19 protein-coding genes and 3 pseudogenes are annotated in these 24,727 nt (G+C 68.4%); 16 read left to right on the forward strand and 6 right to left on the reverse strand.

Translation table 11 applies throughout. The features are described from left to right. The first annotated feature begins 4 nt into the window (after window positions 1-4). Window positions 5-556 carry a hypothetical protein gene (locus tag ADL01_RS47985; RefSeq protein WP_078961034.1) on the forward strand — a complete coding sequence of 184 codons (552 nt, stop codon included), beginning with the start codon at window positions 5-7 and terminating at the stop codon, window positions 554-556. 1,080 nt (window positions 557-1,636) lie between these two features. Then, entirely contained in the window at window positions 1,637-2,062 is a 426-nt protein-coding gene (locus ADL01_RS39025) for a hypothetical protein (RefSeq protein ID WP_053746832.1), read from the forward strand. Window positions 2,063-2,684: 622 nt separating this feature from the next. Here ADL01_RS39025 and ADL01_RS43195 read toward each other — a convergent pair. Beyond that, window positions 2,685-3,253, reverse strand: a pseudogene (locus ADL01_RS43195) (NAD(P)/FAD-dependent oxidoreductase); the annotation flags it as partial. A 773-nt stretch (window positions 3,254-4,026) separates the two neighbouring features. Here ADL01_RS43195 and ADL01_RS39040 point away from each other — a divergent pair. The 5 genes from ADL01_RS39040 to ADL01_RS39060 all read left to right on the forward strand — a co-directional run bounded on the left by ADL01_RS39040 (window position 4,027) and on the right by ADL01_RS39060 (window position 9,923). Beyond that, window positions 4,027-5,319, forward strand: a complete 1,293-nt coding sequence (locus tag ADL01_RS39040) for a glycosyltransferase family 2 protein (protein WP_053746835.1) — start codon at window positions 4,027-4,029, stop codon at window positions 5,317-5,319. Continuing rightward, a complete protein-coding gene (locus ADL01_RS39045; RefSeq protein ID WP_234354951.1) occupies window positions 5,316-7,259 on the forward strand; it encodes a right-handed parallel beta-helix repeat-containing protein in 1,944 nt (647 codons plus the stop codon). The genes ADL01_RS39040 and ADL01_RS39045 overlap by 4 nt, the downstream gene beginning before the upstream one ends. Before the next feature lie 68 nt (window positions 7,260-7,327). Next, window positions 7,328-7,636, forward strand: a complete 309-nt coding sequence (locus ADL01_RS47040; RefSeq protein ID WP_053746836.1) for a hypothetical protein — start codon at window positions 7,328-7,330, stop codon at window positions 7,634-7,636. Further along, a complete protein-coding gene (locus ADL01_RS39055; RefSeq protein ID WP_053746837.1) occupies window positions 7,587-8,492 on the forward strand; it encodes a right-handed parallel beta-helix repeat-containing protein in 906 nt (301 codons plus the stop codon). The genes ADL01_RS47040 and ADL01_RS39055 overlap by 50 nt, the downstream gene beginning before the upstream one ends. An 84-nt stretch (window positions 8,493-8,576) precedes the next feature. Then, window positions 8,577-9,923, forward strand: a complete 1,347-nt coding sequence (locus ADL01_RS39060; protein ID WP_053746838.1) for a UDP-glucose dehydrogenase family protein — start codon at window positions 8,577-8,579, stop codon at window positions 9,921-9,923. A 301-nt stretch (window positions 9,924-10,224) separates the two neighbouring features. Here the strand turns inward: ADL01_RS39060 and ADL01_RS43200 are convergent, their stop codons facing one another. Next, window positions 10,225-11,145, reverse strand: coding sequence for an MFS transporter (locus tag ADL01_RS43200; protein WP_234354952.1), 921 nt, complete (start codon window positions 11,143-11,145; stop codon window positions 10,225-10,227). Between ADL01_RS43200 and ADL01_RS47360 the strand changes: the two genes are divergently transcribed. Both ADL01_RS47360 and ADL01_RS39070 read left to right on the forward strand, forming a co-directional pair. Beyond that, complete coding sequence (locus ADL01_RS47360) at window positions 11,122-11,337, forward strand: DUF2087 domain-containing protein (RefSeq protein WP_267889966.1); 216 nt, start codon at window positions 11,122-11,124, stop codon at window positions 11,335-11,337. The genes ADL01_RS43200 and ADL01_RS47360 overlap by 24 nt on opposite strands. A 13-nt stretch (window positions 11,338-11,350) precedes the next feature. Continuing rightward, window positions 11,351-12,088 carry a hypothetical protein gene (locus ADL01_RS39070; protein WP_053746839.1) on the forward strand — a complete coding sequence of 246 codons (738 nt, stop codon included), beginning with the start codon at window positions 11,351-11,353 and terminating at the stop codon, window positions 12,086-12,088. A gap of 34 nt (window positions 12,089-12,122) precedes the next feature. Here ADL01_RS39070 and ADL01_RS39075 read toward each other — a convergent pair whose 3' ends face one another. After that, complete coding sequence (locus ADL01_RS39075; RefSeq protein ID WP_053746840.1) at window positions 12,123-12,854, reverse strand: hypothetical protein; 732 nt, start codon at window positions 12,852-12,854, stop codon at window positions 12,123-12,125. A 390-nt stretch (window positions 12,855-13,244) separates the two neighbouring features. Here ADL01_RS39075 and ADL01_RS39085 point away from each other — a divergent pair, with 390 nt between their 5' ends. Then, on the forward strand, window positions 13,245-14,384 hold the full coding sequence (locus tag ADL01_RS39085; protein WP_078961037.1) for a pentapeptide repeat-containing protein: 1,140 nt from the start codon (window positions 13,245-13,247) through the stop codon (window positions 14,382-14,384). Between the two features lie 341 nt (window positions 14,385-14,725). On the opposite strand, the gene ADL01_RS39090 is transcribed toward ADL01_RS39085, so the two are convergent. Then, window positions 14,726-15,367, reverse strand: coding sequence for a TetR/AcrR family transcriptional regulator (locus ADL01_RS39090; RefSeq protein WP_053746843.1), 642 nt, complete (start codon window positions 15,365-15,367; stop codon window positions 14,726-14,728). 84 nt (window positions 15,368-15,451) lie between these two features. On the opposite strand from ADL01_RS39090, the gene ADL01_RS39095 reads away from it, so the two are divergent. Next, on the forward strand, window positions 15,452-16,189 hold the full coding sequence (locus ADL01_RS39095) for an SDR family NAD(P)-dependent oxidoreductase (protein WP_053746844.1): 738 nt from the start codon (window positions 15,452-15,454) through the stop codon (window positions 16,187-16,189). A gap of 41 nt (window positions 16,190-16,230) precedes the next feature. Further along, window positions 16,231-16,458, forward strand: a pseudogene (locus tag ADL01_RS39100) (DUF664 domain-containing protein); the annotation flags it as partial. Window positions 16,459-16,472: 14 nt separating this feature from the next. Here ADL01_RS39100 and ADL01_RS43210 read toward each other — a convergent pair. Continuing rightward, window positions 16,473-17,357, reverse strand: a pseudogene (locus ADL01_RS43210) (IS5 family transposase). A 60-nt stretch (window positions 17,358-17,417) separates the two neighbouring features. Between ADL01_RS43210 and ADL01_RS39110 the strand changes: the two are divergent. The 4 genes from ADL01_RS39110 to ADL01_RS47610 all read left to right on the forward strand — a co-directional run bounded on the left by ADL01_RS39110 (window position 17,418) and on the right by ADL01_RS47610 (window position 22,061). Further along, window positions 17,418-18,542, forward strand: coding sequence for a CapA family protein (locus tag ADL01_RS39110; protein ID WP_053746845.1), 1,125 nt, complete (start codon window positions 17,418-17,420; stop codon window positions 18,540-18,542). 196 nt (window positions 18,543-18,738) lie between these two features. Beyond that, window positions 18,739-20,070, forward strand: a complete 1,332-nt coding sequence (locus tag ADL01_RS39115) for a phosphoribosyltransferase family protein (protein WP_053746846.1) — start codon at window positions 18,739-18,741, stop codon at window positions 20,068-20,070. Window positions 20,071-20,516: 446 nt separating this feature from the next. Then, window positions 20,517-20,966: a hypothetical protein gene (locus tag ADL01_RS45105; protein ID WP_053746847.1), complete on the forward strand. Its 450-nt coding sequence runs from the start codon at window positions 20,517-20,519 to the stop codon at window positions 20,964-20,966. A gap of 60 nt (window positions 20,967-21,026) precedes the next feature. Further along, a complete protein-coding gene (locus ADL01_RS47610; RefSeq protein ID WP_159049750.1) occupies window positions 21,027-22,061 on the forward strand; it encodes a hypothetical protein in 1,035 nt (344 codons plus the stop codon). Between the two features lie 504 nt (window positions 22,062-22,565). Here ADL01_RS47610 and ADL01_RS39130 read toward each other — a convergent pair. Beyond that, window positions 22,566-24,626: a SpoIIE family protein phosphatase gene (locus tag ADL01_RS39130; RefSeq protein ID WP_159049751.1), complete on the reverse strand. Its 2,061-nt coding sequence runs from the start codon at window positions 24,624-24,626 to the stop codon at window positions 22,566-22,568. Window positions 24,627-24,727: the final 101 nt, after the last annotated feature.

The raw sequence follows: 24,727 nt of genomic DNA on the forward strand, positions 1-24,727 counted from the left end.
CCTGATGGCGGACATGACGCGCCCGGAGCGCAAACAACGGGGATTGCCCGTCGCACTTCTTGTGGCGGCCTGCTGCTCATTCCTTCTGGTCGCCGCGGCAATCCTCCTGACACCGATCTGGCCCTTCGAGTTCAAGGACAACGCGTTGCCTACCCGGCAGGAGAAGCAGGGCGTCCCCAGCGCCGCGCTCCAGAAGACCTTCCGGCTCGAGGTGCCGACCGGAGCCCGGGACACCTCCTACCTGGTGGTCCCGGGCGACGGCAGCGCGGAGAGCGACCAGGACCTCTACCTGCGCTTCCGCACCACCCCTGCAGGTCTCAAGCAGTTCCTGACCTCCCTGGACAGGACCACCGGGGACTTGACGGCCGGTAATGTCGTCCTGGACCAGGACGACATCGACTCCGTCGATCTTCCCTGGAAGATTGGAACCAAGGGGCGCCTGGCCGGCCTTTACGCGGACATTCCCGAGCAGGGCGACAGGGCTGGCGCGGCCCGGGTGACCGTCGACGAGACCGACGCCTCCGCGCCCTTGGTCTACGCCCATGTGACCGTGTAGAGGGCATCCGGGCGTCGCTGCCCCCTCAAGGAGCGCCGTCGCGATCGACGCCGCTGCCTGCGGACGGTGCCCTGGAACAGAGCGAATGAGTTCTTGCGGGGGCGAGCCTTGACACGGTGCCGGTGTCAGCGGTCACGTAATGGAACAGGCAACCGACGAGGTCTGCACCAGCCACGCTGGAAGGGGGCCGTCTCTGGAGCGACCTACAGGGGACCCGGCACGCGTACGAAGAGTCTGTGGGAGGCCTACAATCTCGATGACCCTGCTTCTTGCCACCAGTCGGGCCTTCCCGGTGGCCAGCCGGTGGCCGGACGCCTTTGGACGGTGCAGCATCGGGTGGCACGGGTCAACTTGTTGCATGTGTTCTGATCAGGCACAACGTCACTACGCGGCACGGCGAAGCACCACGCAACACGATCACTCGCGGTCTCGTAATGCGTAGGTCTCGGGTTCGAATCCCGAAGGCGGCTCTGCGAAGCCCCAGGATTCTCACTCGCCGTGACCTGGGGCTTTTGCTTTTGGTGGAGTCGCCGTCGCTGTCAAGGGCAGGTCGCGCGGACGCCCATGGTCTCAGTTTTGGTCTCAGCCGCAGTTTCCGAGCGGGGCATAAAGACGCCTGCTGATGTGTGTGGGCATCCGTCGGGCGTCGCTGCGGGGCCCCCGTCAGCCAGGGCCCCGGCAGACGCTACGCGGTCCCCAGATGTTCCAGGAGCGCACGGACGTCGGCGACGCTCATTCCTGCGGCCATCGGCAGTTCCTCTTCCGGGCAGGTTCTCCAGGTCCTTGGAACCGTTGGGCGTGGGGGGTCCCGCTGAGAATCATCCGGACGCGGCTGAGCGGGTCCAGGGCCATGCAGGAGGCGCCGAGGAGTACGGCGTAGGCCGAGGTTCTTGGGAGATGTTCAAGGACATCGTGGACCCGTTCGGAGTCCACGAGGCGGTGGAACCTCCCGCTGCGGGCGGATCTGTCTGCCCACCGATGAACTGCGCTTGACATCACTCGGTACGGGGCCAGCCGCGCATTGCGCGCGACGGGCCCCGTACCGGCATCAGCCGCCACCGCACAGGAAACCGGAAAGACATGAGTGACGTTCCCTTTGAGGAGATTCCCTCCCTTCTGCTGCGCACCATCCCCGAATCCGCGGAGTTCATCGCCGAGAAGTACGAGATGCCGGCGGAAGCAGCCGTTTTGACCGAAGACGCGCCATATCATATTCAGTCGGTGCTGGCCCAGTGCCTCATGACGCCCATCCTGATGCCGCAGCTCGAGAGCGACACCCCGGACACAGAACTGCTGCAACGATGCTGGGGCTTCGTGGAGCGACTCACGGAGCATTCCCTGGAGAGCGTCCGAGGCGCCGCCTACTTCGAGGTGCTCGAACAGCTCCTGAACGCCGACGGCCTCGTGGAGGCGGCCTGGCCGTACATGAAGGAGCGGACGCGGGCACGGACCCTCACGATGCTGGATTTCTATGGCGTGCACCTGCCCGGCATCAATCGGCAGTAGGACTCACAACCGCACGATGACCAGGGCCGTGTCGTCGGTAGTTCCGCGGGTGACGCCCCTTCACGGGACGCCCCTGCGGCACGGCACGCAGCCTCCCCGTGAGCTTGTTCATCCTGCCTTGGCCGCAACTCTCCGGCGTAGCCGCGACTTACCCGCTCGAGGTCGCCCTCGGCTTCACGCACTTCGGCGCCTCCGCGTCTTACGTCCGTCAGCCGCCCGTGAGTAGGCGTTCGCGCTCGGCCGCCACGATCTCGCGTGCCAGCTCAGCATCCGTGATGTCGAACGCTTCCGGGGCGCTGTCTGTGAGAGGCCGACAATCTCGGTGACCCCGCTTCATGTCACCAGTGGTGGCCAGCTGGTGGCCGGACGCCTTAGGACAGTGCAGCATCGGGTGGCACGGGTCAACGTGTTGCACGCGCTCTGATCAGGCAGAACGTCACTCATCAGTGCTGCTGGCCTCCATGCGTAGCAAGGAGTACGACCGTTACAGCGCACGGCAACGCGATGTCACAGACCGGCGACCTGGCGTGCAGGCCGGGAGGTACTGCTCAGCGCCCCTGATCCAGTAGAGCTGGATCGACTCTGGACGTCAGGTGAGGTAGAGCGGGCCCGAGCCTCTAGCGCCGATGGCGATGAACAGGCCCGTCACGTCGAGATCCGGGATGGCACCGGTGATGACGTCGCGCAGCGTCACTCCGGCGAGCTTGCCGTCTGCTTCCGTGATTTCCGCGATCTCGCTCTTGAAGGCGAAGGAGATCTTGCCTTCGGCGAAGGCCCTGTTCTTCACGACTTGCGAGGTCCGCAGCGTCGAGCGCCGGTGTACTACGGTCACGGACCTGGCGAAGCGGGTGAGGAAGGTGGCCTCGGTCCATCGCCGTTTCACCGCCGCCGACAACCACGATGTCGCGGTCGTGGAAGAAGAAGCTGTCGCAGGTCGCGCTTCGGACACCCCGCGGACGGAATCTTTCGCTCGGAGCCCGCATGGTTCGTCATCCGATCCGGGCCGTCGATGCCCTCGGGGAAACCGGGGAAGTTCTCGATCCCGGCGGTCGTGGTGAGCGCGCCGCCGACAAAGATCGCGTCGCCGAAGACGAGCGGCTCGAGCTCGGCGCGGGCGGGGTAGAGAGTGGCGGTGCATCCGACGGGGCCGGAGCCGATGACGATGACCTCGCGTATGCCGGTATCAGCCACGAAGGTCACGTCTCCTGCTTCGCGGTTGTCGTCGGTGTGCGGGCAGAGCTCGCTGAGCTGGGCGTCGTGCACGCGGCGATCCGATCTGACAGGGCTCTTCGCTCGGCTCAGGAAGCCCGTTGGCAGTCGCGGCCCGTGGTGGCGCGGATGCGGGCGGAAGGCCGGGGCAGCGCGCGGCATTCTCCCGTGGGGATCGACCACGGCGACCGCGCGGCCACCCTCGGCTTCCGAACGCCCGCTGCCCTGGGGCGAATTGCATGCCCTACCGAATCGGCGCCGTGGCCGCTCTTCCCGCTCGGCGCGGCCGCCGGTTCCGGTCTTCGGTTCCGGTCTTCGGTTTCTGGCCTTTCCAGGATCCATGCGCGGGATGGCGGTTTGGTGAGCTGTATGTGACATGCGTTCACCAGCCCGGGTTCAGAGAATGTGATGCGCATCACATCGAATTTGCTTCCGTGAAGGCCGCAGGGGGCTTGGCTGCGAGAAGTGGCGGAGGGGGGCGACGTCCACCCGGGGTGAGTGTAAGTGCCGTTGGAGAGAGCATATTTGACGATGAGTCAGGTCGCTGGGCGGTGGCTTGACGCGCGCGATGCGGCGGCGGGCTGTTCACTGAAGGGTGCTCATCTCGTGAACGCTTCGTGGGTGTGGCAGGTGAACTTTGTGTTTCCTGTGTGCCGAGAGGGATCGTTTCGGCCCTAGATTTCACCGTGTTAGACCGCGAACATCGCGCATTTCGCCCACGTGTTGGGCAACGCTCCGGCTGGGGGTCTGGGTTCGTGTCGAGCTTCTTCGACGATTTCTGGTCATGGATAGTCACGGTGACCGCCGAGACGTCATGGCGCGAGGTGATGTCGCTGGGCATCGCCGGCGTATTCGTATGGGCGCTGTGGCTCTATCGGGCCGTGCTCTCCCGGTTCGCCAAGCCCGTGGTGAACAACTACCGGACCACGGTGTCGGTGGTGGTTCCGGCGTACCGCGAGGACGCGGACATCCTGGTGGACTGCCTGGACACCTGGCTGGCGCAGAATCCCACCGAGGTCATCATCGTGCCGGACGTGGAGGACAAGGAGGTCCTGCACAGGCTGGCGCAGGTGCAGGATCCCCGGGTTCGGGTGCTTGCGTTCGAGCACCGCGGCAAGCGGTCGGCGCTGGGTGTGGGCATCCGCGCCGCGACGAGCGAACTCGTGGTGCTGGTGGACTCGGACACCCGCTGGGAGCCGGGCCTGCTGGCCGCAGTCCAGATGCCGTTCGTCGACCCCACGGTCGGCGGCGTCGGCACCCAGCAGAACGTGTACCAGCGCCGGACCAGCGTCTGGCGGCGCATCGCCGACTGGCTGGTCAACCTTCGCTACTACGACTACGTCCCGGCCATGGGTCGCGCCGGCGCCGTGGCCTGCCTGTCCGGTCGTACGGCCGGCTATCGGCGGGCCGCGATCGAGCCCGTGCTGGAGAACCTGGAGAACGAGTTCTTCCTGGGCCGGCGCTGTGTCGCCGGCGACGACGGACGGCTGACCTGGCTGGTGCTGGCATCCGGTTACAAGACCGTGCACCAGTCCTCCGCGCGGGCGATGTCGATGTTCCCTTCCTCGTTCCGCGCCTTCGTCAAGCAGCGGGTGCGCTGGAGCCGGAACTCCTACCGCTGCTATCTGACCGCTCTGTACAAGGGCTGGCTCTGGCGGGTCCCCCTGGTCACCAAGATCACCGTGCTGCAGATCCTGCTGACGCCGGTGACGATGGGCATGGCGCTCGGGTATCTGGTCTTCAGCCGCCTGGAACTGACCGGCCGGGGCGTGGTCCTCGTGTTGATCTGGCTACTCGTGGGACGCGGCATCCGTGGATACTCCCATCTGCGCAGACATCCGCAGGAGGTGTTGTTGCTGCCGTTGCTGGCCCTCGTCGTCATCATGATCTCGTTGCCGATCAAGCTGTTCGCCTTCGTCACCATGAACAAGCAGGGCTGGCTGACCCGCACCAGCAACAGCATCGGCGGAGAGGGACAGAACTCGGCGTCCCTCGGCGGCGTGACGCGGACCGCCACGGCCTCGTGGCCGGAGGTGCAGCAGTCATGACGCGTCATCACCTTTCGTCCGGCGGTTCCATGCTGCGGATGCTTCGGGGCGGCGCAGTGCTGTCCCTCGCCGCCGGTCTGCTCTTCGCCTCGGCGGCCGGCGCCCCGGCTGCCGACGGAGACGACAAGCCACAGGTCAACGTCGCGGACGCGGAGAACGAGGCCGCGCTCGTGGCCGCGGAGGACCACCGCCTGGACCAGGTCCGCGCGGTGGCCGCCGTCGCCCCCCTGAAGGGCGGCCAGTGGAAGGCGCCGTACCGGCTGGACACCGGCAGCGGCTACACCCTGGTCCTGACCCAGCGCCGCAACGCCTACACCGTCTCGGACCTGCTGCAACTGGCCCCGCAGACGTTCGTCCGGGAGCGGGACGGTTCCTATCTGCTGACCGAGAACATCTATCTCAACGCCGGGGCCAAGCTGAAGCTTTCCAACCCCGGTGGGCTGACCCTGCGGATGGCCAGCAGCAACAAGGGTTTCGTGAGCATTGTGTCCTTCGGCGGCCGGCTCACCCTGGAGGGCACCCCGCAGGCGCCCATGCGGATCGTCAGCTGGGACGGCAGGAAGAACAAGCCGGATACGGACGTGAGGGACGGCCGGGCCTACATCCGTGCCATCGGCGGCCAGTTCTCCATGACGTACGCCAAGGTCAGTGACCTCGGGTTCTGGAGCGGTCGCACCGGCGGCCTGAGCCTCACCGGAACCGACCGCCCCGACACCGGCAACATCAAGGATTCGGCGGTGTCCTCGGACTCGGACGCGGGCAGCGGTGGCGTGGTGGCCCAGCCCTCCGGATCGCTGGCCACGCCGGACACCCGGTTCTCGGTGCCGAGCCTCTCGTACGTCTCGGCGGAGATCGGGCACGCCACCCTCACGGGCAACGCATACGGCCTGTTCATCTCCGGTGCCAACGGGGTCAGCCTCAACGACAGCACGGTGCAGGGGAGTCTGGAACACGGCGTGGTTCTGCACCGGTTCGTCACCAACGCGGTGGTCGAGCGGACCGTCTCCAAGGACAACGGCGGCGACGGGTTCGTGCTGGCCCGTGCCACCGAGCAGGTCCGGATCAGTGGCTCCACGGCCACGGGCAACGGCGGCAACGGCTTCACGCTCAGTGGTCGGCCGCTTGCCAGCGGCCCCTCGGCTTCGGGTGAGTCCATCAGCAGTTACGGCTCCAACTCCGTGTCCGACAGCACGGCCAAGGACAATGGCCGCTACGGCATCGAGATCTTCGGTGGCATGGACGTCGGCGTGCAGAACAACCGTGTCGAGGGCGGCGACATGGGCATCGTGGCCCGGAAGGACGCCACCAAGGTAGCCATCACCGGAAACCACCTCAGCGGCCAGTCGAGACAGGGCATCTCGGTGCGTGACGGTGTGACCGCCGCGACGATCACCGGCAACATCGTCGAAAGCACCGACACCGGCATCTACGTACGGGACTCGGTCGGCGAGATACGTGGCAACACCGTCCAGGACGGCACCAATCACGGGATCAGTCTCGTCGGGGCGGTCGACGAGTCCCTCGTCTCGTACAACGTCATCTCGGGTGTGGGCCCGAGCGCCGTGGACACCACCCGCGCCCACGGCAGCATCACCGTCAAGCAGAACCAGACGTTCGCCTGGCACGACACCAGTTCCTTCTGGGTCAAGTTCCGGCACTACGCCAGTCCCATGACGATGCTCTGGGCGGGCATGCTGCTGCTCATCCTGTTCTCGGCGGTGCTGGGCCGACGCCAGACCCGCAGTGAGCGCAGTCGTGCCGGACGAGGAATCCTGGGCACCCACCCCTACGACGACAAGAGGCCGCTGGCCGGCGCCGTCAGAGAGGTCCCCGTCCGTCAGGCACCTCAGCTCGGCTGGTCCACGAAGGACGACGAGGAGGCCACCACCCTGCGCGCCCTGACTCCCCAGTCCGCCCAGGCAGGCAGCCCGCCCGGCTGACTTCTGGCCCTCACACCCCCTTGCCGACTGCCCGACCGGACTGACCGGACCGACCGGAGTAACCGCCCATGTCTTCCACCCAGATCATGCCGCCGACCCCGCCGCCCAGCCCTGGGGGCAGTAGCTTCCGGCAGCCGGCCGTCTGGTTGGCCGCGGGCGCGTTCCTGCTCGCCCTGACCGCGCTCATCGTGGCGGTGGCGGGCGAAGGCGACGGCCGGGGCCACCACCGCCGAGCCCAGGGCCTCTGCGACCGAAGCCGCCCCCTCGGCCCTGCCGACCCGGTCAGCCACCGGCAAGGCTCAGGCCTCGCAGGCCACCAGCGGCTCGGTGCCCGACTCCCCGGTCACCTGCCCGGCCGCCTCCGTCAAGGTGAGTGACGCCACCACGCTTGAACAGGCCCTCGCCCAGGCACAACCCGGCGACAGCATCTCCCTGGCCAACGGCACCTACGTGGGCAACTTCACCGCCGAGATCTCCGGTACCGCAGCGAAGCCAGTCTTCTTGTGCGGTGGTTCCGGAGCGGTCATCGACGGCGGCGGCACCGACGACGGCTACGCCTTTCACCTGAACCACGTCAGCTACTGGCGGTTGGTCGGCTTCACCGTCCGCGACGCACAGAAGGGCGTGATGGCGGACGGCGTGGTGGGCACCGTCATCCAGGGCCTCACCGTCGAACAGATCGGTGACGAGGCCATACACCTGCGCAACTTCAGCTCGGACAACATGATCCGGGACAACACTGTCCACACCACCGGGCTGCGCCGCGAAAAGTACGGCGAAGGCATCTATATCGGCACCGCCGAGTCCAACTGGTGCACCGTGACCCACTGCAAGACCGACACCAGCGACCGCAATGTGGTGCTCCGCAACCACATCAGCGACACCACCGCCGAGTCCATCGACATCAAGGAGGGCACCAGTGACGGCAAAGTCATCGACAACACCTTCGACGGATCGAAACTGAGCGGTTCCCACAACGACTCCTGGGTCGATGTGAAGGGCAACGGCTGGCTGCTCCAGGGCAACACAGGGAGCCACTCCCCTGAGGACGGCTTCCAGACCCATCAGATCGTCAAGGGCTGGGGCACCGGCAACACCTTCAAGGGCAACACCGCGAACGTGGACGGACCCGGCTACGGCTTCCACCTCACGTCCGACGGCAACACAGTCACCTGCGACAACAAGGCGGACGGCGTGGCCGAGGGTCTCGCCAACGTCGACTGCACCTCCTGACAACACGCTTTTCCCTCGCTTCCGCAGGCCACCACCGGCTTGTGCGGTGGGCCGACATGCCCGGACACACCACAGGAGACCACCGTGACCACTTCGGACGACACACACAGAAACGCGCCCCGCCTCACCGTCATAGGCACCGGCTACCTCGGCGCGACCCATGCCATCTGCATGGCCGTCCTGGGCTTCGACGTCCTGGGCGTGGACGTCGACCCGGTCAAGATCGAGCGGCTGAACTCGGGCGAGGTGCCGTTCTTCGAGCCCGGCCTCCCCGAACTGCTCGCGAAGGCCCTCGACACCGGCCGGCTGCGGTTCTCCACGAGCTTTGCCGAGGCCGGGGAATTCGGTGACATCCACTTCATCTGCGTGGGCACGCCCCAGCAGCGGGACTCGTACGCGGCGGACCTGCGCCATGTCGACAGCGCGGTGGGAGAACTCGCCCAGCACCTGCGCAGACGCACGCTGGTCGTCGGCAAGTCCACCGTCCCGGTGGGTACCGCCGCCCGGCTGACGGAGATCGTCCAGCGGACGGCACCCGCCGGAGCGGACGTCGAACTCGCCTGGAACCCGGAGTTCCTGCGCGAGGGCTACGCCGTCGACGACACCCTGCGGCCCGACCGGCTGGTCTTCGGCACCGCATCGGAGTGGGCCGAGGAGCAGTTGCGCGCCGCCTTCGCCCCGGTGATCGCCCAGGGCACCCCGGTGGTTGTCACCGACCTGCCCACCGCCGAACTGGTCAAGGTCGCCGCCAACTCCTTCCTCGCCACCAAGATCTCCTACATCAACGCCATGGCGGAGGTTTGCGAGGCGACCGGAGCCGACGTCACCGGTCTCGCACAGGCGCTGGCCTACGACGACAGGATCGGCGGCCGGTTCCTCAAGCCCGGCCTCGGCTTCGGCGGTGGCTGCCTGCCCAAGGACATCAGGGCCTTCAGTCACCGCGCCGAGGAACTGGGCGTCGGCCAGGCCGTTTCCTTCCTGCGCGAGGTCGACGCCATCAACCAGCGGCGCCGGGCACGCACGGTGGACCTGGTCCGCGAACTGGCAGGCGGAGAACTGGCCGGCGTCCGGGTGATCGCGTTGGGTGCGGCGTTCAAGCCCAACTCCGACGACATACGTGACGCTCCGGCCCTGGATGTGGCCAGAACCCTGCACCAAGCCGGTGCACAGGTGACCGTCATCGATCCGGCGGCCATCGAGAACGCCCGGCGTGCGTACCCGGACCTGCACTACGGCACGGACGTTCTTTCCGCAGCCGCCGGGGCCGATGTGGTGGTGCTGCTCACCGAGTGGGCCGAGTTCCGGGAGATCGACCCGCATGCCATGGGCGCGGTCGTGGCCCAGCGCCGGATCGTCGACGGTCGGCACGCCCTCGACCCCGCACAGTGGCGCGCCGCAGGGTGGGAGTACCGCGCGCTGGGCCGGCCCTGATCGCACACCCGGGACGCGTTGTGCGCCCGCCAAGCCCAGCGCGGCCAACGCCTGCCTGGCATGTGTGGTCTGCGCATCGCAATGCGTAGGTCTGGGATTAACTGGCAGTGGGCGCTTCGGTTCACAGGGCTGTGACCTGGCTTTTTGTTCTGTGCTGCCGGTCAGCTCGGGTCTGTCGGTTTCGGTGTGGTGGCCATGTGGTGGCCAATCGTGCAGCGATTGTATAAATGGGCTCCGGCCTGCGGTGCGGTCACAGGCGTGCTTGGGGCCGCAGGGTTGTGCCATCCGGACAATTCCCCGATCAACGTGCTCCACCTGGGGCACGATCGACACCCCGCTCGTAGGACGACTCCTGCGCCTGCAACAGTGGGCGCTCAACAGCCTCAGCAGGTTCGGTTTGTCGATGAGGAGCCGCCGGAACCTGGTAGATCAGCAGCCGTAACTGCCTGTCAGTCGGTGCGGTGCGCGGCCTGCTCCGGATCCGGGGGTGACGCGGGGTGTGGGACGCCGGATGGCTGGGCGAGGCGAGGCGGGGCGAGGAGTGGGGTGTCGCGGCCGTAGCGGTGTCCAGATGGCGCAGGGCCGGCAGGGCGAGGAGGAGCAGGGAGACTCCGCACCAGGCGACGGCAAGTGCTACGCCCGTCTCGCGGAGCCCGACCCATTCCACCACCAGGCCGGCGAACAGAGTGCTCAGCGGGACAGCTGTCATGGAGACGGCGTTCTGTAGACCGAGGACGCGGCCCCGGACGTCCTCCCGAATGCGTTCGGTGACCAGGACGAGGAAGAGCGCGGGCAGCGGGCCTGCTCCGATGCCGGCAAGGACCGCACAGGGTACGACCATCGGTACCGGCGGGAGCAGGGCGAGCCCGGCCACTCCGACCATCGCCACCAGCTGGGAGACGACGAAGACGGTGCGGCGAGGGAGTTTCGCACCGAGCGCCGCGTACACACCGGCGCCCACGATGCCGCCCACGGCGAGGCAGGACACGACCAGGCCGAAGCCGCCCGGCGAGTCCTTGCCGACCAGATACACGGGGAGCACGAGGTTCTGGAGAGGTGCGAGGACCGCGATGCTCGCGGCCGACACCAGGGTGATCGTGCCGAGGGTGCGGTCGCCACGCAGCACGCCGACGCCGCGGCGGACATCGGCCCACGGGCCGGATGCGGCCTCGGCGCTCGGAACCGGGCGGCGACCGACGTGACGCCTATTGGATGCCTTCACCCTCCTTCTGCAGCATGCCGCAGCGGGCACTCGGTCGTCGCGGACTCCTTCGAGAAAGACGTCACCTACCCGGAGCCCAAGGTGAACGCCATCTGCGGCGGCTGGCTCGACGACTGGGTCAGCCCGCGGCGCGCGCTGATCGACGAGGGGCTGCTGCGCCGGGACGCCGCCGCCCAGTACGAGCGGGTCTGACGAGGCCGCCGCCATGACCGTCGTCCGCGCCGGTGAACCGCACGAACCGGCCGATGTGGTGGCCCGCCCCTGGCACTCCGCCGCCGAAGCGAGCCCCTTCGCGCGGCGGCGAGGGTTCCTGGCCAAGGAGGGCCAGGTGGTGGCCGAGCCGGCCGCGGACGGGCGGAGGGGCCCGGCGCGGACCGTACGCCTCGATCTCGCCCTGACGGAGGGCACAGGGATGCCGGCCGCCGAACGGGTCCGGGCCGTGACGGAGGGAGCCAGGCTCGCGCTGTACCGGTACGACACCTTCCGCTCGGCCCGGCCGCTGCCACCGCCCGTCGAGGTGCGTGTGACGGGCGGCGCACCCGAAGCTCTCGCGGAGGCGCTGGCCGGGGCCGAGGGCACCTGTCTGGCCAGGGACCTGGTCAACTCCCCGCCAGGAGTGCTCACTCCGGCCTCCTTCGCCCACCGGATCGAGGCCGCGGCAGCGGAGGCCGGCCTGTCCTGCGAAGTGTACGAAGGGCCGGCCCTCGCACGGCTGCGGCTGGCGGGTCTTGCGGCCGTGAGCCGGGGCTCGGCGGAACCCGCGCGGTACGTGGAGCTGGTACACGAACCCGCACAACCACCCGCGCACACGGTGGCCCTGGTCGGCAAGGGGGTCACCTGCGACTCCGGCGGACTCTCGCTCAAGCCTTCGGACGAACTCCACACCATGTCGGACGGAGAGCTCGACCAGGGTCGAGCCAACGCTGGTCCGTCCAGGGCTTGAGGTCGACAGAGGAGCGGCGTTACGTAACCCTTTGTCAGGGAACCCGGAACCTCGCGCACGTCGGCCCGCGCTGTGCGTGCGATTCACACTCGTCGTCCTGTGTTCCGTCGCCCGCGTTGAGGGCCTCGATGCTGATACCCGCAGCCTGTGGTGGAAGGGACATCGGCATCCTGACCCGCTGCTCGACCACGCCCTTGTCGTTGGGTCTGAGCTCACTTGAGTAGGCGTCGACCGAGTCGTAGACAGGATCGGACAAGTTGGCTTTTACAGCATTTACAAACACCTGGATGCTGGCTCCTGTCTCGACGCCGTCAGCATGAACATCGAAACTCAGTTTCAGATTGGACCGGGGGCCGTCGACTTTGATGTTGGTGATGGTCGGCCGGCCGTTTCCCCCAGCAGCCTTGGCCGCGCCGATAACCGCCACGCCCAGAGCCACCATGTAGAAGATCACCCCGAGAATGAGCACCACGGTCTCCCACAGGTTGCCGAGCCGTGTGGGATGGACGAGCAGAGCCACAATGCTGCACACGATGGCGAGGATGGCGCAGAGCGAGGCCACATAGATGGGCCACGACTCGTTGTTGAGGGCAACGAACACGACGTCGCTGCTGAGGCCAAGCAGGGTCATGACGCCGGCAACGGCGACGAGGGCGCCGGCCAGGATCTTGGCAACGTCGTCCAGGCGCTTTCCGATCCTGGCCTGGATCTCTTCGTGCGTCGGGGCATTTTCTTGTTCGCTGCCCCTCTTCGGGACCCCGCTCATTGCGCTCCTCCTGACCGAAGGTCCTGGGCGGTCAGCCGGTCAGCCGGTCAGCCGGTCTGCCGGTCTGCCGGTCTGCCGGTCGTCCGGCTGACGTCCGGCCCTCGTGGAAGACGCTAGTTCGCGCGCGCCTCTCAGCGACCCGGGGCTGGGCCGGACAGCGGAACGATCAGGTGCTTGAGGGGAGTGGCTGGGGGATCGCTGAGCGCGGAATGGCCCGGACCAGTGCCGCCGATGGTGTCCGCAGTCCAATCGACCGGCAGGACGTCGGGGCCGCGCACCGTGCCCATAAACACCGATCCTTCCTTCACGACGACCTCCGGAAGGCCCTGATCGAGGGCTACGACAGCGTGGCGGAGAATTGGGCCCTGCCTCCTGGTATGTCATGAGTGGATGATCGAGCCGTCTGCCGCCGCGCAACTCCGCCGGATCGCCCGTCGTCGGGCCGCCAGGGATCGCCGACGGCAACGGAGCCGCCCCCTCGGGCCGGGCCGGGACACCGGTATCAGCCGACTGACGTGGGTGGCACTCGCGGCGTCCATGCTGCCGGGGCTGGCTGCACTGGTCGCCCTGCTGTTCACATGGATGTCGGTTGGACAGACCAACAAAGATCTGCAGATCTCCGAGCAGGGGCAGATCACCACCCGGTTCAACGCCGCGATCACCAACCTGGGATCAGCATCGTTGGATGTGCGCCTCGGGGGAATCTACGCCCTGCAACGCATCATGCAGGACTCCTCCAGGGATCAGAGCACTGTCGTCTCGGTGCTGTCCGCGTTCGTACGCCGGCACGCTCCCGTTCCGGACAATGGCTTCAAGCCGGCAGAGGACCACAGACCCCCTGCCGACGTGGCGGCTGTGGTTTCCGTGCTGGGCAACCGGTCCGCCGACCGGGAGGTGACCCAGGACGGGAAGCCGCTGTACCGAGTTGATCTGAGCAGCGTCGATCTGCGCGGCCTTGAGCGCGAAGTGGGCCTCACAGAAGGCGGCACGCGCAGACGCAGCACCTTCCGCTTCGCGTTCCTCACCTGGGCGGACCTCCGACACGCAGGCCTCGAGAATTTCGACCTCTTCGACGCGTCCCTCGACAACGCGAACATGTCCGACGTGAACCTGCAGGACACGGACCTCCGGAAAGCACATCTCGGAGGCGCCAATTTGACCAACGCGCGCTTGGGCGCGGCCGACATGACCGGCGCGGAACTCGTCCGGGCGAACCTTCACCACGCGCACCTGAGCAGGGCCGAAGAAACCAACGAAACCAGCGAGGCCGACTCGAGCGCCGACCTGACCCGCGCGGACCTGACCGGCGCGGACCTGAGCGCCGCAGACCTGCGCGGCGTGGTCCTGATCCAGGCGGACCTGACCGGCGCCGACCTGCGCGGCGCGGACCTGACCCGTGCAGACCTGAGCAACGCAGACCTGAGCAACGCAGACCTGACCGGGGCGAAGATGTCGGGCGCGCAGACGGCGGGCGCGATCTTCGAGGGCGCACGCGGAGTGCCTCCTCACAGCCGTGGCAGCTCGCCGTGATCCTCCGGCAGCCGCACGCGGACGGCCCGGTACACGACGATCCGCGGCTGTCGGCGGTGCGGGACGAATCTACGACGACGGACGTGGCCGCTCATGGAGACAACCACATCGGACCGCTCTCGCACGACATCACGAATTCAAGCTCAGTAGCCGAAACAGGTAATCCGGAAGAGGGTATCCGCCAACTCAACGATGTGATCCGCAGAGCAACCGCGGCTTCACGATCCTCAGCATCCGCGTACCCTCGCCACTCGCTACGACCATGCCCGCTGGGCAAGCCCCTGAACGCCGGACCGGCCCAGGCACTGTCCGGCGGATCATGTGGCCGTGTTGGCACCAAGTTAGTTTTTGCGGGCCGGACTGCGCCCGGTTGCGAGGCGTTTCTGCCCCTCGGGCATGGGCAGGACTGCCAGTGCGGTGTCTGCAATGTTCCGCAGCGTCTCCGGGTCCAGGCCGGCCTTGCCTACCGCCTCGATACCGCGGACCACCGTCAGCAGCAGTGCCGCCAACCGCTCCGGATCCGCAGCGCTATCGATGTCGCCGTGGCGCTGGGCGGCGCTGATCTCCGTCCGCAGCAGGGTCAGCAGTGCCGTCATGGTCTCGGCCGACCGTCCGGCGACCGTCGGATCGTGCTGGGCCAGTTCCGCCGCGCCCTTGGCCAACAGGCACCCGCGGCGCTCGGTGTCGGAGGCGGTGTTCTCCGCCATTAGGTGCACGTATCCCGACAGCCGGGCCAAGGCCTCTGCGTCCGGGCCACCTGCCAGCCGCCCTTCGGCCACCTCAACGACTGCGGTGCACCAGTCGTCAAACACACGGTGGAACAGCTTGCCCTTGTCGCCGAATGCGCCGTACAGGCTGCCCTTGCCCAGGCCGGTCGCCTGGGCGATGTCGTCCATCCGGGTTCCTGCATAGCCGGTCGCCCAGAACTGTTCCCGGGCCCGCTCCAGGACTTGGCGTTCGTCGAATGCGCGTGGTCTCGGCATGGTCTCAGCCTATCCATTCTTGACTCGATCGTCCATTACTGGCTACGTTATGGACGATCCATTCCACAACTGAAGGGGTTCGACATGCCAGGCGTGCTGCACGAGAAGGTGGCCGTGATCACCGGAGGGACCAGCGGGATCGGGCTGGCCATCGCCCACCGCTTCGTCCGGGAGGGCGCACGGGTCTTCGTGACCGGCCGGGACATCGACCGCCTCGAAGCGGCAGTCAAGGAGATGGGTCCTGCGGCCACCGGCGTACGATCCGACGTCTCGGTCCTGGCCGACCTGGACGCGCTCTACGCGCGAGTCCGCGAGGAGGCCGGACGCATCGACGTGCTGGTGGCCAACGCGGGAATCGTCGCGGACGCCGCGCTCGGCGCCCACACCGAGGCGAACGTCGACCTGACACTCGCCGTCAACGTCAAGGGCCCACTATTCACCGTCCAGAAGGCGCTTCCGCTGCTGGCGGAGAACGCCTCCATCCTGGTCATCGGCTCAAGCAACAGCGTGCGCCCCAATGAGCACCTCGAGGTCTACAGCGCCTCGAAGGCAGCGTTGAGCAACCTCGTGCACAACTGGGCCCGGCAGTCACGGGAGCGTCGATTCCGGGTCAACGTCCTCAGCCCGGGACCCACGCGGACCCCTGCCCTGCTGCGCGCCGCGGGGCCGGACGTCGACCGGTTCGCCGAGGCCGTCGTGCCACTGGGGCGACTGGCCGACGCCGAGGAAATCGCCGAGGCCGCCCTCTTCCTGGCTTCGGACGCCTCGTCGTTCGTCACCGGCGCCGAACTCTTCGCCGACGGCGGCTACACCCGGGCCTGAACGACGGCCGGTGGTGCGCATCCGGTTCCCTCGAAGCGATGGGGCGCACTCCCGGCCGCGCGTGTGCGTCGTACGAGGCCCAGTGCGCTCGAAGCAACGAGATCGTGGCCGCGGCCGCTTTGGATGACGTCGGCCGCCACCCCGACTGCCGGTCCGGCAACGCCGGCCTCCGCTGGGTGCTCATCTATCTCGTCGAGGAGACCGGACGGCACGCGGGGCACGCGGACATCGTGAGGGAGCTGCCTGACGGGGCGAAGGGGTACTACTAGGTCTCTCCGGTGGGTCACGACCGGAGCCAAAGTCGGATCGAGGCAACGGTGACGGTGCCGTAGAAGACGTAGGCGTGTTTGTCGAACCTCGTCGCCACAGCCCGGAAGCCCTTAAGGGCATTGATCGTCCGCTCCACCTCGTTCCTGCGTTTGTAGATCGTCCTGTCGAAGCCGGCGGGCCGACCGCCCTTGCTGCCTTTGTGCTGTCGGTTGGCCCGCTGGTTCTTCGGTTCGGGGATCGTGTGCTTGATCTGGCGTCGCCGCAGGTAGCGGCGGTTGCGGCGGGATGAGTAAGCCTTGTCTCCGCCGAGGCGGCCAGGCCGAGTCCGCGGTCGCCCGCCATCCCGGCGGGCGACACGGACACGCTCCATGACCGGGATGAGCTGCGGAGCGTCGCGCCACTGCCCCGGGGTGATCAGCAAGGCGAGTGGGCGGCGTCCGCCCTCACCGGCAAGGTGGATCTTGCAGGTCAGGCCGCCCCGTGAGCGTCCCAGGCCCTCATCGGGGCGGTGCTGCAGGGGCGTGTGTCTTTTCCCGGAAGCCGCGGGGGTTTCTTACGTGCTCCCGCAGCGTGTTGGTGGGCCCGGCAGGAGGTGGTCCACGCTCACCATGGACCAGTCGATGCGGCCTTCCGCGTCAGCATCGGCGAGTACAGCCGCGAAGAGCTTGTCCCATGTGCCATCCGCTGACCAACGCCGATGCCGCTCGTACACGGTCTTCCACCGACCGAAACGCGCAGGCAGATCCCGCCACGGTACCCCGGTGCGCTGCCGGAACAGAATCCCGTTGATCACCCTGCGATGGCTCTCCCAACGGCCCCCGCGCTGACCGGACTTCGGCAGATGCGGCTTCAGCCGGGCCCATTCTTCATTTGTGAGATCTCCGCGCCCCATGAGCATGCCAACGAACCAAGGCTGCGGCAGTCACAAGATCCGCCGGACACGGCCTAGCATGGAGGAATGGGCGGTGACCTCGTCACGCTGTTCCTGGCCGGCGATGTGATGCTCGGCCGCGGAGTCGACCAGATCCTTCCGCACCCCGGCGATCCGAAGCTCCCGGAGTCGTACATCAAGGACGCCCGCGCCTATGTGGAGCTGGCCGAGGCGGCGAACGGCGTGATTCCCCTTCCTGTCGACTTCCCCTGGCCCTGGGGCGACGCGCTGGACGTGCTCGCCGCGGCGGCGCCCGACGTCCGGATCCTCAACCTGGAGACCGCCGTCACGCAGAACGACGAGATCGCGCCTGGCAAAGAGGTCTGTTACCGGATGCACCCGGCCAACCTGCCCGGTCTGGCCGCCGCCCGTCCGCACGTCTGCGCCCTGGCCAACAACCATGTGCTGGACTACGGCCGCCGCGGGCTGGAGGAGACCCTCGACGCCCTGGCGGACGCGGGTCTTCGCTCGGCCGGGGCGGGTCGGGACGCCGACGAGGCCCGGCGTCCCGCGATCGTCCCTGTCACAGGCGGTCGGCGCGTCCTGGTCTTCTCCATGGGAATGGCCTCCAGCGGCATACCCGGCAGCTGGGCCGCCACGGCACAGCGCAGTGGGGTCGACTTCGTCGCCGAGCCGTCGGACGCCGCCGCCCGGATCGCCGCCCGGCTGCGTCCAGCCAAGCGGCCGGGCGACATCGTGGTCGTCTCGGTCCACTGGGGCTCCAACTGGGGCTACCTCGTCCCGCGTGACCAGGTGCGCTTCGGCCATGCGCTCATCGACGGTGGCGCGGACGTCGTGCACGGGCACTCCTCGCACCATCCGCGGCCGTTGGAGTCGTACCGGGGAAAGCTCATCACCCATGGCTGCGGCGACCTGATCAACGACTACGAGGGCATAGGCGGCCGCGAGGAGTACAGAGACGACCTCCGGCTGCTGTACTTCGTCACCGTGGACCCGGACGACGGCAGGTTCCACGACGTGCGCATCGCCCCGATGCGGTCCCGGCGGATGCGGCTGGAGCGCGCGACGGTCGAGGACTCCCAGTGGGTGCGGGACGTTCTGGGCCGGATCAGCCGGGCCTACGGCTCGCGCGTCGACCGGAACCCGGACAACACCCTCACCGTCCGGCCGTCCCAGGGGCCGCAGGCGTGAGCGGGACCATGCACTCGACGGCGAGCGCGGACTGCTCGGCGACGCATATGCCCGGCGCGCCGTTGGCGCGTGTCCAGGACTCACCGGGCTCCGGGCCTCTGGACCGTCTCCGCAAACGGCCGCCCGGCGCGCACAACGGGCACGCGCACAACGGACAGTCGGGACTCGAGTACCTCACCTCACCCGGGAGGCGACCATGCACTTCACAGACCGAACTGACGCGGGCCGGCGACTTGCCGCCCGGCTGAACCACCTCAAAGGTCAAGACCTGGTGGTCGTGGGACTTCCCCGCGGCGGCGTCCCGGTCGCTGCGCAGATCGCAGAGGCCCTGGGCGCTCCGCTCGACGTCTGCCTCGTACGCAAGCTGGGGGTGCCCTTCCAGCCGGAACTGGCCATGGGCGCCATCGGCGAGGAAGGCGTGCGCGTCGTCAATGAACCGGTGGTACGGGGCATGGGTGTGACGGACCGTGATCTGGCGGCAGTGGAGGAACACGAGCGCGGCGTCCTGGAGCACCGCGCCCGCCGCTATCGGGGCGAGCGGCAGCCGGTCCGGTACGAGGGACGGACGGTTCTGGTGGTGGACGACGGTCTGGCGACCGGCTCCACGGCACTGGCGGCCTGCCGGATTGCGCGCGCCCGCGGCGCGTCGCGGATCGTGCTGGCGGTTCCCGTGGCGCCGCACGACTGGTCGGCCCGCCTCGGAGGCGAGGCGGATGAAGGCGTCTGTCTGCACACCCCCCGGCAGTTCCACGCGATCGGTGAGTTCTACGCGGACTTCGGGCAGACGAGCGACGAGGAGGTCGTCGCCTGCCTGAAGCACAATCGCGCGGCGCACGCCACGTCCGCCGCGCCGGCCGCGGGCAGCGCCTCGGAGCGCGATTCCCTGCCCTTTGACAGGTCGGTCCGGATACGGGACGGAGGCGCCGCGCTCGACGGGCGGCTCGCGATGCCCCGCGGTGCCCCCGGGGTCGTCCTCTTCGCCCACGGCAGCGGCAGCGGCAGGAAGAGCCCACGCAACCGCTTCGTCGCCACCGAGCTGAACCGCGCCGGTCTGGGCACCCTTCTGTTCGATCTGCTCACCGAAGCCGAGGCGGTGAACCGGGACAACGTGTTCGACACGGCGCTGCTCGCCCGCCGCCTGACCCAGGCGACCGAATGGCTGCGTGAGCAGCCCGACACCCAGGGCATGGAGTTCGGTTACTTCGGCGCCAGCACAGGCGCCGCCGCCGCGCTGTGGGCTGCGGCGGAGCCCGCGGCGGACGTCACGGCAGTCGTCTCCCGCGGAGGCAGGCCAGACCTGGCCGGCCCCAGGCTGCCGGAGGTAAAGGCTCCCACGCTGCTCATCGTCGGGGGCCGCGACCACCTGGTGCTGGACCTCAACCGGCAGGCCGCAGCGCGCCTGAGCTGCGAGCATCAGCTGGCCATCGTCCCCGGTGCCACTCATCTCTTCGAGGAACCCGGCACCCTGGAATCGGTCACCGAGCTGGCCACGGACTGGTTCCGCAGGCACCTGGCCGGCCCGCGGTAGAAGGCCACCGCGGGTGGGTGCCAGGGTGGATCCACAGTGCTTAGCCAGTTGCAGAGTAAGCGGATGGTCTTTTAGCTGCCGCTATTACGCCCCAGGCGGCGGGCCGTTCGCAGGCCCGCTCGCGTGCCTCGGAGACGACGAGGCCCGACGAACTCACGCGCGCGAAGAGGGCCTTCGTCGTGGTGGCGCAGGAATGCACCCGGCCCCGGTGACGCCCTTAGCTGAGACGGACACCCGCAATCCGTGCGACCGACTTCGACTCCGATTCCGACTCCGGCGTCCACTCACCTTTTGTTTCCTGCTCAACTCGCCCCGCGGGACACGGCCTTGATCAAGGCGAAGCGCACGTCACGCACGTTCCCCGCCGTTACGGTTGGTTTCGGTTGGTTTCCAGGCCGGGGCTGTGGTCGCCCGGCGGGCGGCGCGTAGGAACGGGGAAGCGCCGGATGCTGGAGCTCATATCGCTGGCGACGGTCACGGCGATGCTGACAACCGTGGGTGCGGGGCTGGGCAACGAGGCGGGCAGGAACGCGGCCCTGATGATCGGCGGGTTGGCCCGTCGGATCGCGGGGCGAGAGGTTCCGGCTCCGCAGCGGCCCGCCGAATGGGAGGCACTGGCCCAGCTGTTGTACGAAGGAGCGTCGCGCAGTCCGGAGCACGCCCGGGGGCTGGCCGAGGTGGAGGCGGTGGTCAGCAGGGCGTTGGTCCAGGTGCGTATCCGCACTTCTCCTCAACTGCCCGGCGGCCTGAGGGGATTCGTCGATCGCGACAAGCAGATGCGGCTGCTTACGCGCGAGGCGTCCCGCAAGTTCGACGGACGTGCTCGAAGGGCGCATCTGTACGGGCCTGAGGGGATGGGCGGCACATCCCTGGCTCTGCGCTGGGGCTGGCGCTAGCTGCAGCGGTATCCGGACGGGCAACTGTACGTGGACCTGGCCCGGGTGCCGGATCCCGCCATGGCTCTCCGGCAAGCCCTTCGCAGCCTCGGGGTGGAATCGGAGGGCATCCCGCCGGGTCTGGAGGAGCGGATGGATCTCTTCCGCCGGCTTGTCGCGGACCGGCGGCTGCTCATCGTTCTCGACCACGTGCAGACAGCCGCGCAGGCGGCACCTCTGCTCACCTCGGCGCCAGAAGTCTTCACCATCATCGTCGCCCACCGCCGTCTTCCCCATGCGGACGCCGAACCGATCGAGATGGTGCCGCTGCCCGAGAGCTACGCCGTCGAGCTGCTCACCGAAGTCGCGGGCAAGCGGACCGTGAAGGAAGCCCGCGCCCGCTCCATACTGCCGCAGGTGCTCGCCCAATGCGGCGGATCTGCTTACGCGTTGAGGACGTTCGCGTCGCTGCTGGAAGCGCGTCTGGGAGAAGAAGGGACCTCCGCCATGCCCGGGAACGAGCCTGCCTACGCCGCCGCCCAGGAGCAGTACCGCACGCTCGGTCCGACCGCCGCCCGGCTGTACCGGCTCTCGGCACTGTGGCCGTGGCCGGCGCTCAGCCCGGCCATGGCAGGGACCATGGCCGAGGTCGGGGAGGCCGAGGCGGCCCCTCTGCTCGCCGAACTCGTGGAAAACCTGATGTGCGGTCTGTCCGGTCCACACCGTCAGACCGCCTGCCAGACCCGCGGGGTCCTTGCCCAGGGCCAGCCAGGCGTGCAACGCCGAGACGTACACGGCCGGGTCGGCTGCCTGCGGGTCCGCGTCGAGACGCAGGAGCGCTCCGTCCCTGGTCCGCACCACACAACTGCCGGCGGCGGTGACGTACGCGGCGAGTGCGCAGCCCGGGTGGCGTTCCAGCACCTCCGCAGTCCAGTACTCGGGCGGGCCGAGCCTCGGGTCGTCGGGACCTGTTCGGGGTGCGACAGCACCAGTACGTCCGCGACCGGGGTGCCATCCGCCAACAACCACTCGGGCGAAAGCCCAAAGACGGGCCCGGTCTCCGGTCTTCGGATCTCCGGAGCGTCTTATTATATCCCACACCATGTGAAACTATGATCAATTCACCCTGAATGGCGTCGAGTTCGCCCCCGAAACTCGCCGCCAGAGCCAGATCCACCGGGGTATGCAGCGCCTGATCCCAGGGCAGCACCGGCACACCCACGCGCGTGAGCAACTCGCCCACCCCTGCCTGGAACGGTGAGGAGCCAGCGCAGGTCGCGAGAAGTTGCACCCGCAGGTCATCACGGAACAACGGCAGCACATCCAGCAAGCGGGTGGCCGAGGTGACGTTGTGGACGATCAGCAGCACCTTCCGGCAATGCCCGCGAGTTGCCCAGCCGGTCGATCCACGTCCGACCGGCACGCGGAGCCATCCTGTCGGTCCCTCGGTCACCCAGCCCCCTTGTACTCCGCATGGCGGCGGCCCCCACGCATGAGCAGCCACGATAACCAAGCCGGTGAAACCGTATGCAGGGCACCGTCTCCAGTCGACGAGCGCCTCCACGATGGCCCGTTACCTCGTACCCGTGGCGTCCTGGGTACCCGTCCCGCCTGCGGCGCTCAGGGAGAAGGTCTCCTGTTTTCCGGGAGGCCGACGAACTGGGCCAGTAGCAGGGCCACGTCGTCCTGCTCGATGCCTGGGTCGAGGATGCCCAGGACGCTGTCGCAGGCCGCCTCCAGGGAGGTGTGGGGTTGGGACAGTTGGGAGCAGAGGCGTTTGAGGCCGTCGCTGATGTCCTGGCCGCGGGTTTCGATGAGGCCGTCGGTGTAGAGGGCGAGCACCGAGCCGTCGCGTACGTCGAACTCCACTTCCTCGAACTTCACACCGCCGACGCCCAGCGGCGCCCCGGACGGCATGTCCAGGACTTGGACGCTGCGGCCGCCCTCGGCAGTGGGCTCCGGCTGGATCATCAGGGGCGGTACATGTCCGGCTCTCGCCATGACGCAGCGCCTGAGGGAGGGGTCGTACACGGCGTAGACGCATGTCGCCATGAGTGCCTCGTCCGGGTCGTGGGCCAGGTCGGTGGCGATGTCGTCGATGTGCTGGAGGAGTTGGGCGGGCGGGAGGTCGAGTACGGAGAGGGTGCGTACGGCGGTGCGCAGCAGGCCCATGGTGGCGGCGGCGCGCAGACCGTGGCCGGTGACGTCGCCGATGACCAGGGCCACCCGGCCTCCGGCGAGCCGGGTGACGTCGAACCAGTCGCCGCCGGCCTCGTTGCCGGCGCTGCCGGGGACGTACCGGAAGGCGATGTGTACGCCGGGGGGTTCGGGGATGTGCTGGGGCATGAGCGCGCGCTGGAGCATGAGCGCGCCCGCGCGCTCGCGTGTGTAGAGGCGGGCGTTGTCCAGTGACGTGCTGGCGCGGTCGGCCAGCTTCATGGCGAAGCCCAGGTCGGCATGGTCGAACGGGGGGCTGTCGTTCGCCCGGTGCACCACCAGCAGGCCGAGCACCACGCCTCCCGCGCGCAGCGGCAGCATCATCGTCGAGTGGACGCCCAGCTCCCGCGCGGCCCGGCTCCTGGGGTCGCCCGGGTAGGTGGCGGACCGCAACCGCTCGGGGGAGTCGAGGAGTTGGGGGACGCCGCTGCTCAGCGCCTCGCCGGCGGCCGAGTCCTCCGCGACGTTGATCGGCTGGCCCAGGCGCAGCATTCGCTCGACCGTGGGATTGTGCTGCGTCCAGGCGACGCCCAACTGGATGAGGGGGGTGCGGTGGGTGGGTGCATGCTGGGGAAGTTCACCGTCGGTGACCACTGACTCGAGCAGGACGACCCCCGCGTAGTCGCTGAACCCGGGGGCGAGTGTGCCGGCCAGGCGCTCGGCGATCATGGGGATGTCGAGCAGGTCGGCGACGCGTGATCCGACCTCGTTGAGCAGCGAGAGACGCTGGCGGACGAGTTCGTTCTCGCCGGCGGTCCGGTGGCGTTCCGTGACGTCCGTGAGGGTGCAGGCGACGCCGATCACCCGGTGTTCCGTATCCTCCAGGCGGTTGCAGGACACGGAGCAGAACCCCTCCCCGCCCGGTCCCGGCAAGGTCACGTCGGTCAGGGAGCGGCCGGTTCTGAGCACCTGGCGTTGCAGGTCGAGGAGCAGATGGCCGGCGGGCTCGTCGATCACCTCGTCCACGCTGTGGCCCAGGTGGTCCGCGAGTGGGCGGTGGTCGAGCCGGGCCAGTGCCTTGTTGGCCCTGACGCACCTCAGCTCGTTGTCGAAGATCGCGACGCCCAGCGGGGACGATTCCAGGAACGACTCCAGCGCGGCCGAGTCGGCCGCCTTCCGGCCCGGCCGACTCGTCTCGGTGAGTGACGCGTGGACGAACGCTCTGCCGTCCTCGTCGAGGAGGCGGGACGAGCGCACCTGGACCCGGACGGGCCGGCCGTCCCGGTGCCGCAGGGGCAGGAGGCCGTTCCAGCACTCGCGGCTCAGCAGCCCGGTGAGGATGGCGGAGCGGGCTTTCGGGTGAACGCTCCTGGGGTCCATGAGGTGGCCGAAGCCGCGGCCCAGGACATGTTTGCCCGTCCAGCCCAGCATGTCCTGGGCCGACCGGCTCCACAGTCTGATGCGGCCGGTGGCGTCCAGGACGACGACCACGGTGTCCGGTGCGAAGGCCGTGGGATCCGGCACGCCGCGAGAGTGGCCCGGGTCGCCCTCCGCTACGTCGGAGGCATGCGATGGGAAGGTCACCCGTCACCTCCCTCCCCGGAATTTCGGGCGCGTGTCTGATT

It is taken from the genome of Streptomyces sp. NRRL WC-3618, from assembly GCF_001280005.1.
Classification (GTDB): Bacteria; Actinomycetota; Actinomycetes; order Streptomycetales; family Streptomycetaceae; genus Streptomyces.

What these genes read in the sequence shown, in the direction of transcription:
- ADL01_RS47985 (WP_078961034.1), top strand. Translation starts at nt 5, where the DNA reads ATGGCGGACATGACGCGCCCGGAGCGCAAACAACGGGGATTGCCCGTC.
- ADL01_RS39025 (WP_053746832.1), top strand. Translation starts at nt 1,637, where the DNA reads ATGAGTGACGTTCCCTTTGAGGAGATTCCCTCCCTTCTGCTGCGCACC.
- ADL01_RS39045 (WP_234354951.1), top strand. Translation starts at nt 5,316, where the DNA reads ATGACGCGTCATCACCTTTCGTCCGGCGGTTCCATGCTGCGGATGCTT.
- ADL01_RS47040 (WP_053746836.1), top strand. Translation starts at nt 7,328, where the DNA reads ATGTCTTCCACCCAGATCATGCCGCCGACCCCGCCGCCCAGCCCTGGG.
- ADL01_RS39070 (WP_053746839.1), top strand. Translation starts at nt 11,351, where the DNA reads ATGACCGTCGTCCGCGCCGGTGAACCGCACGAACCGGCCGATGTGGTG.
- ADL01_RS39075 (WP_053746840.1), bottom strand. Translation starts at nt 12,854, where the DNA reads ATGAGCGGGGTCCCGAAGAGGGGCAGCGAACAAGAAAATGCCCCGACG.
- ADL01_RS39085 (WP_078961037.1), top strand. Translation starts at nt 13,245, where the DNA reads ATGATCGAGCCGTCTGCCGCCGCGCAACTCCGCCGGATCGCCCGTCGT.
- ADL01_RS39090 (WP_053746843.1), bottom strand. Translation starts at nt 15,367, where the DNA reads ATGCCGAGACCACGCGCATTCGACGAACGCCAAGTCCTGGAGCGGGCC.
- ADL01_RS39095 (WP_053746844.1), top strand. Translation starts at nt 15,452, where the DNA reads ATGCCAGGCGTGCTGCACGAGAAGGTGGCCGTGATCACCGGAGGGACC.
- ADL01_RS39110 (WP_053746845.1), top strand. Translation starts at nt 17,418, where the DNA reads ATGGGCGGTGACCTCGTCACGCTGTTCCTGGCCGGCGATGTGATGCTC.
- ADL01_RS39115 (WP_053746846.1), top strand. Translation starts at nt 18,739, where the DNA reads ATGCACTTCACAGACCGAACTGACGCGGGCCGGCGACTTGCCGCCCGG.
- ADL01_RS45105 (WP_053746847.1), top strand. Translation starts at nt 20,517, where the DNA reads ATGCTGGAGCTCATATCGCTGGCGACGGTCACGGCGATGCTGACAACC.
- ADL01_RS47610 (WP_159049750.1), top strand. Translation starts at nt 21,027, where the DNA reads ATGGCTCTCCGGCAAGCCCTTCGCAGCCTCGGGGTGGAATCGGAGGGC.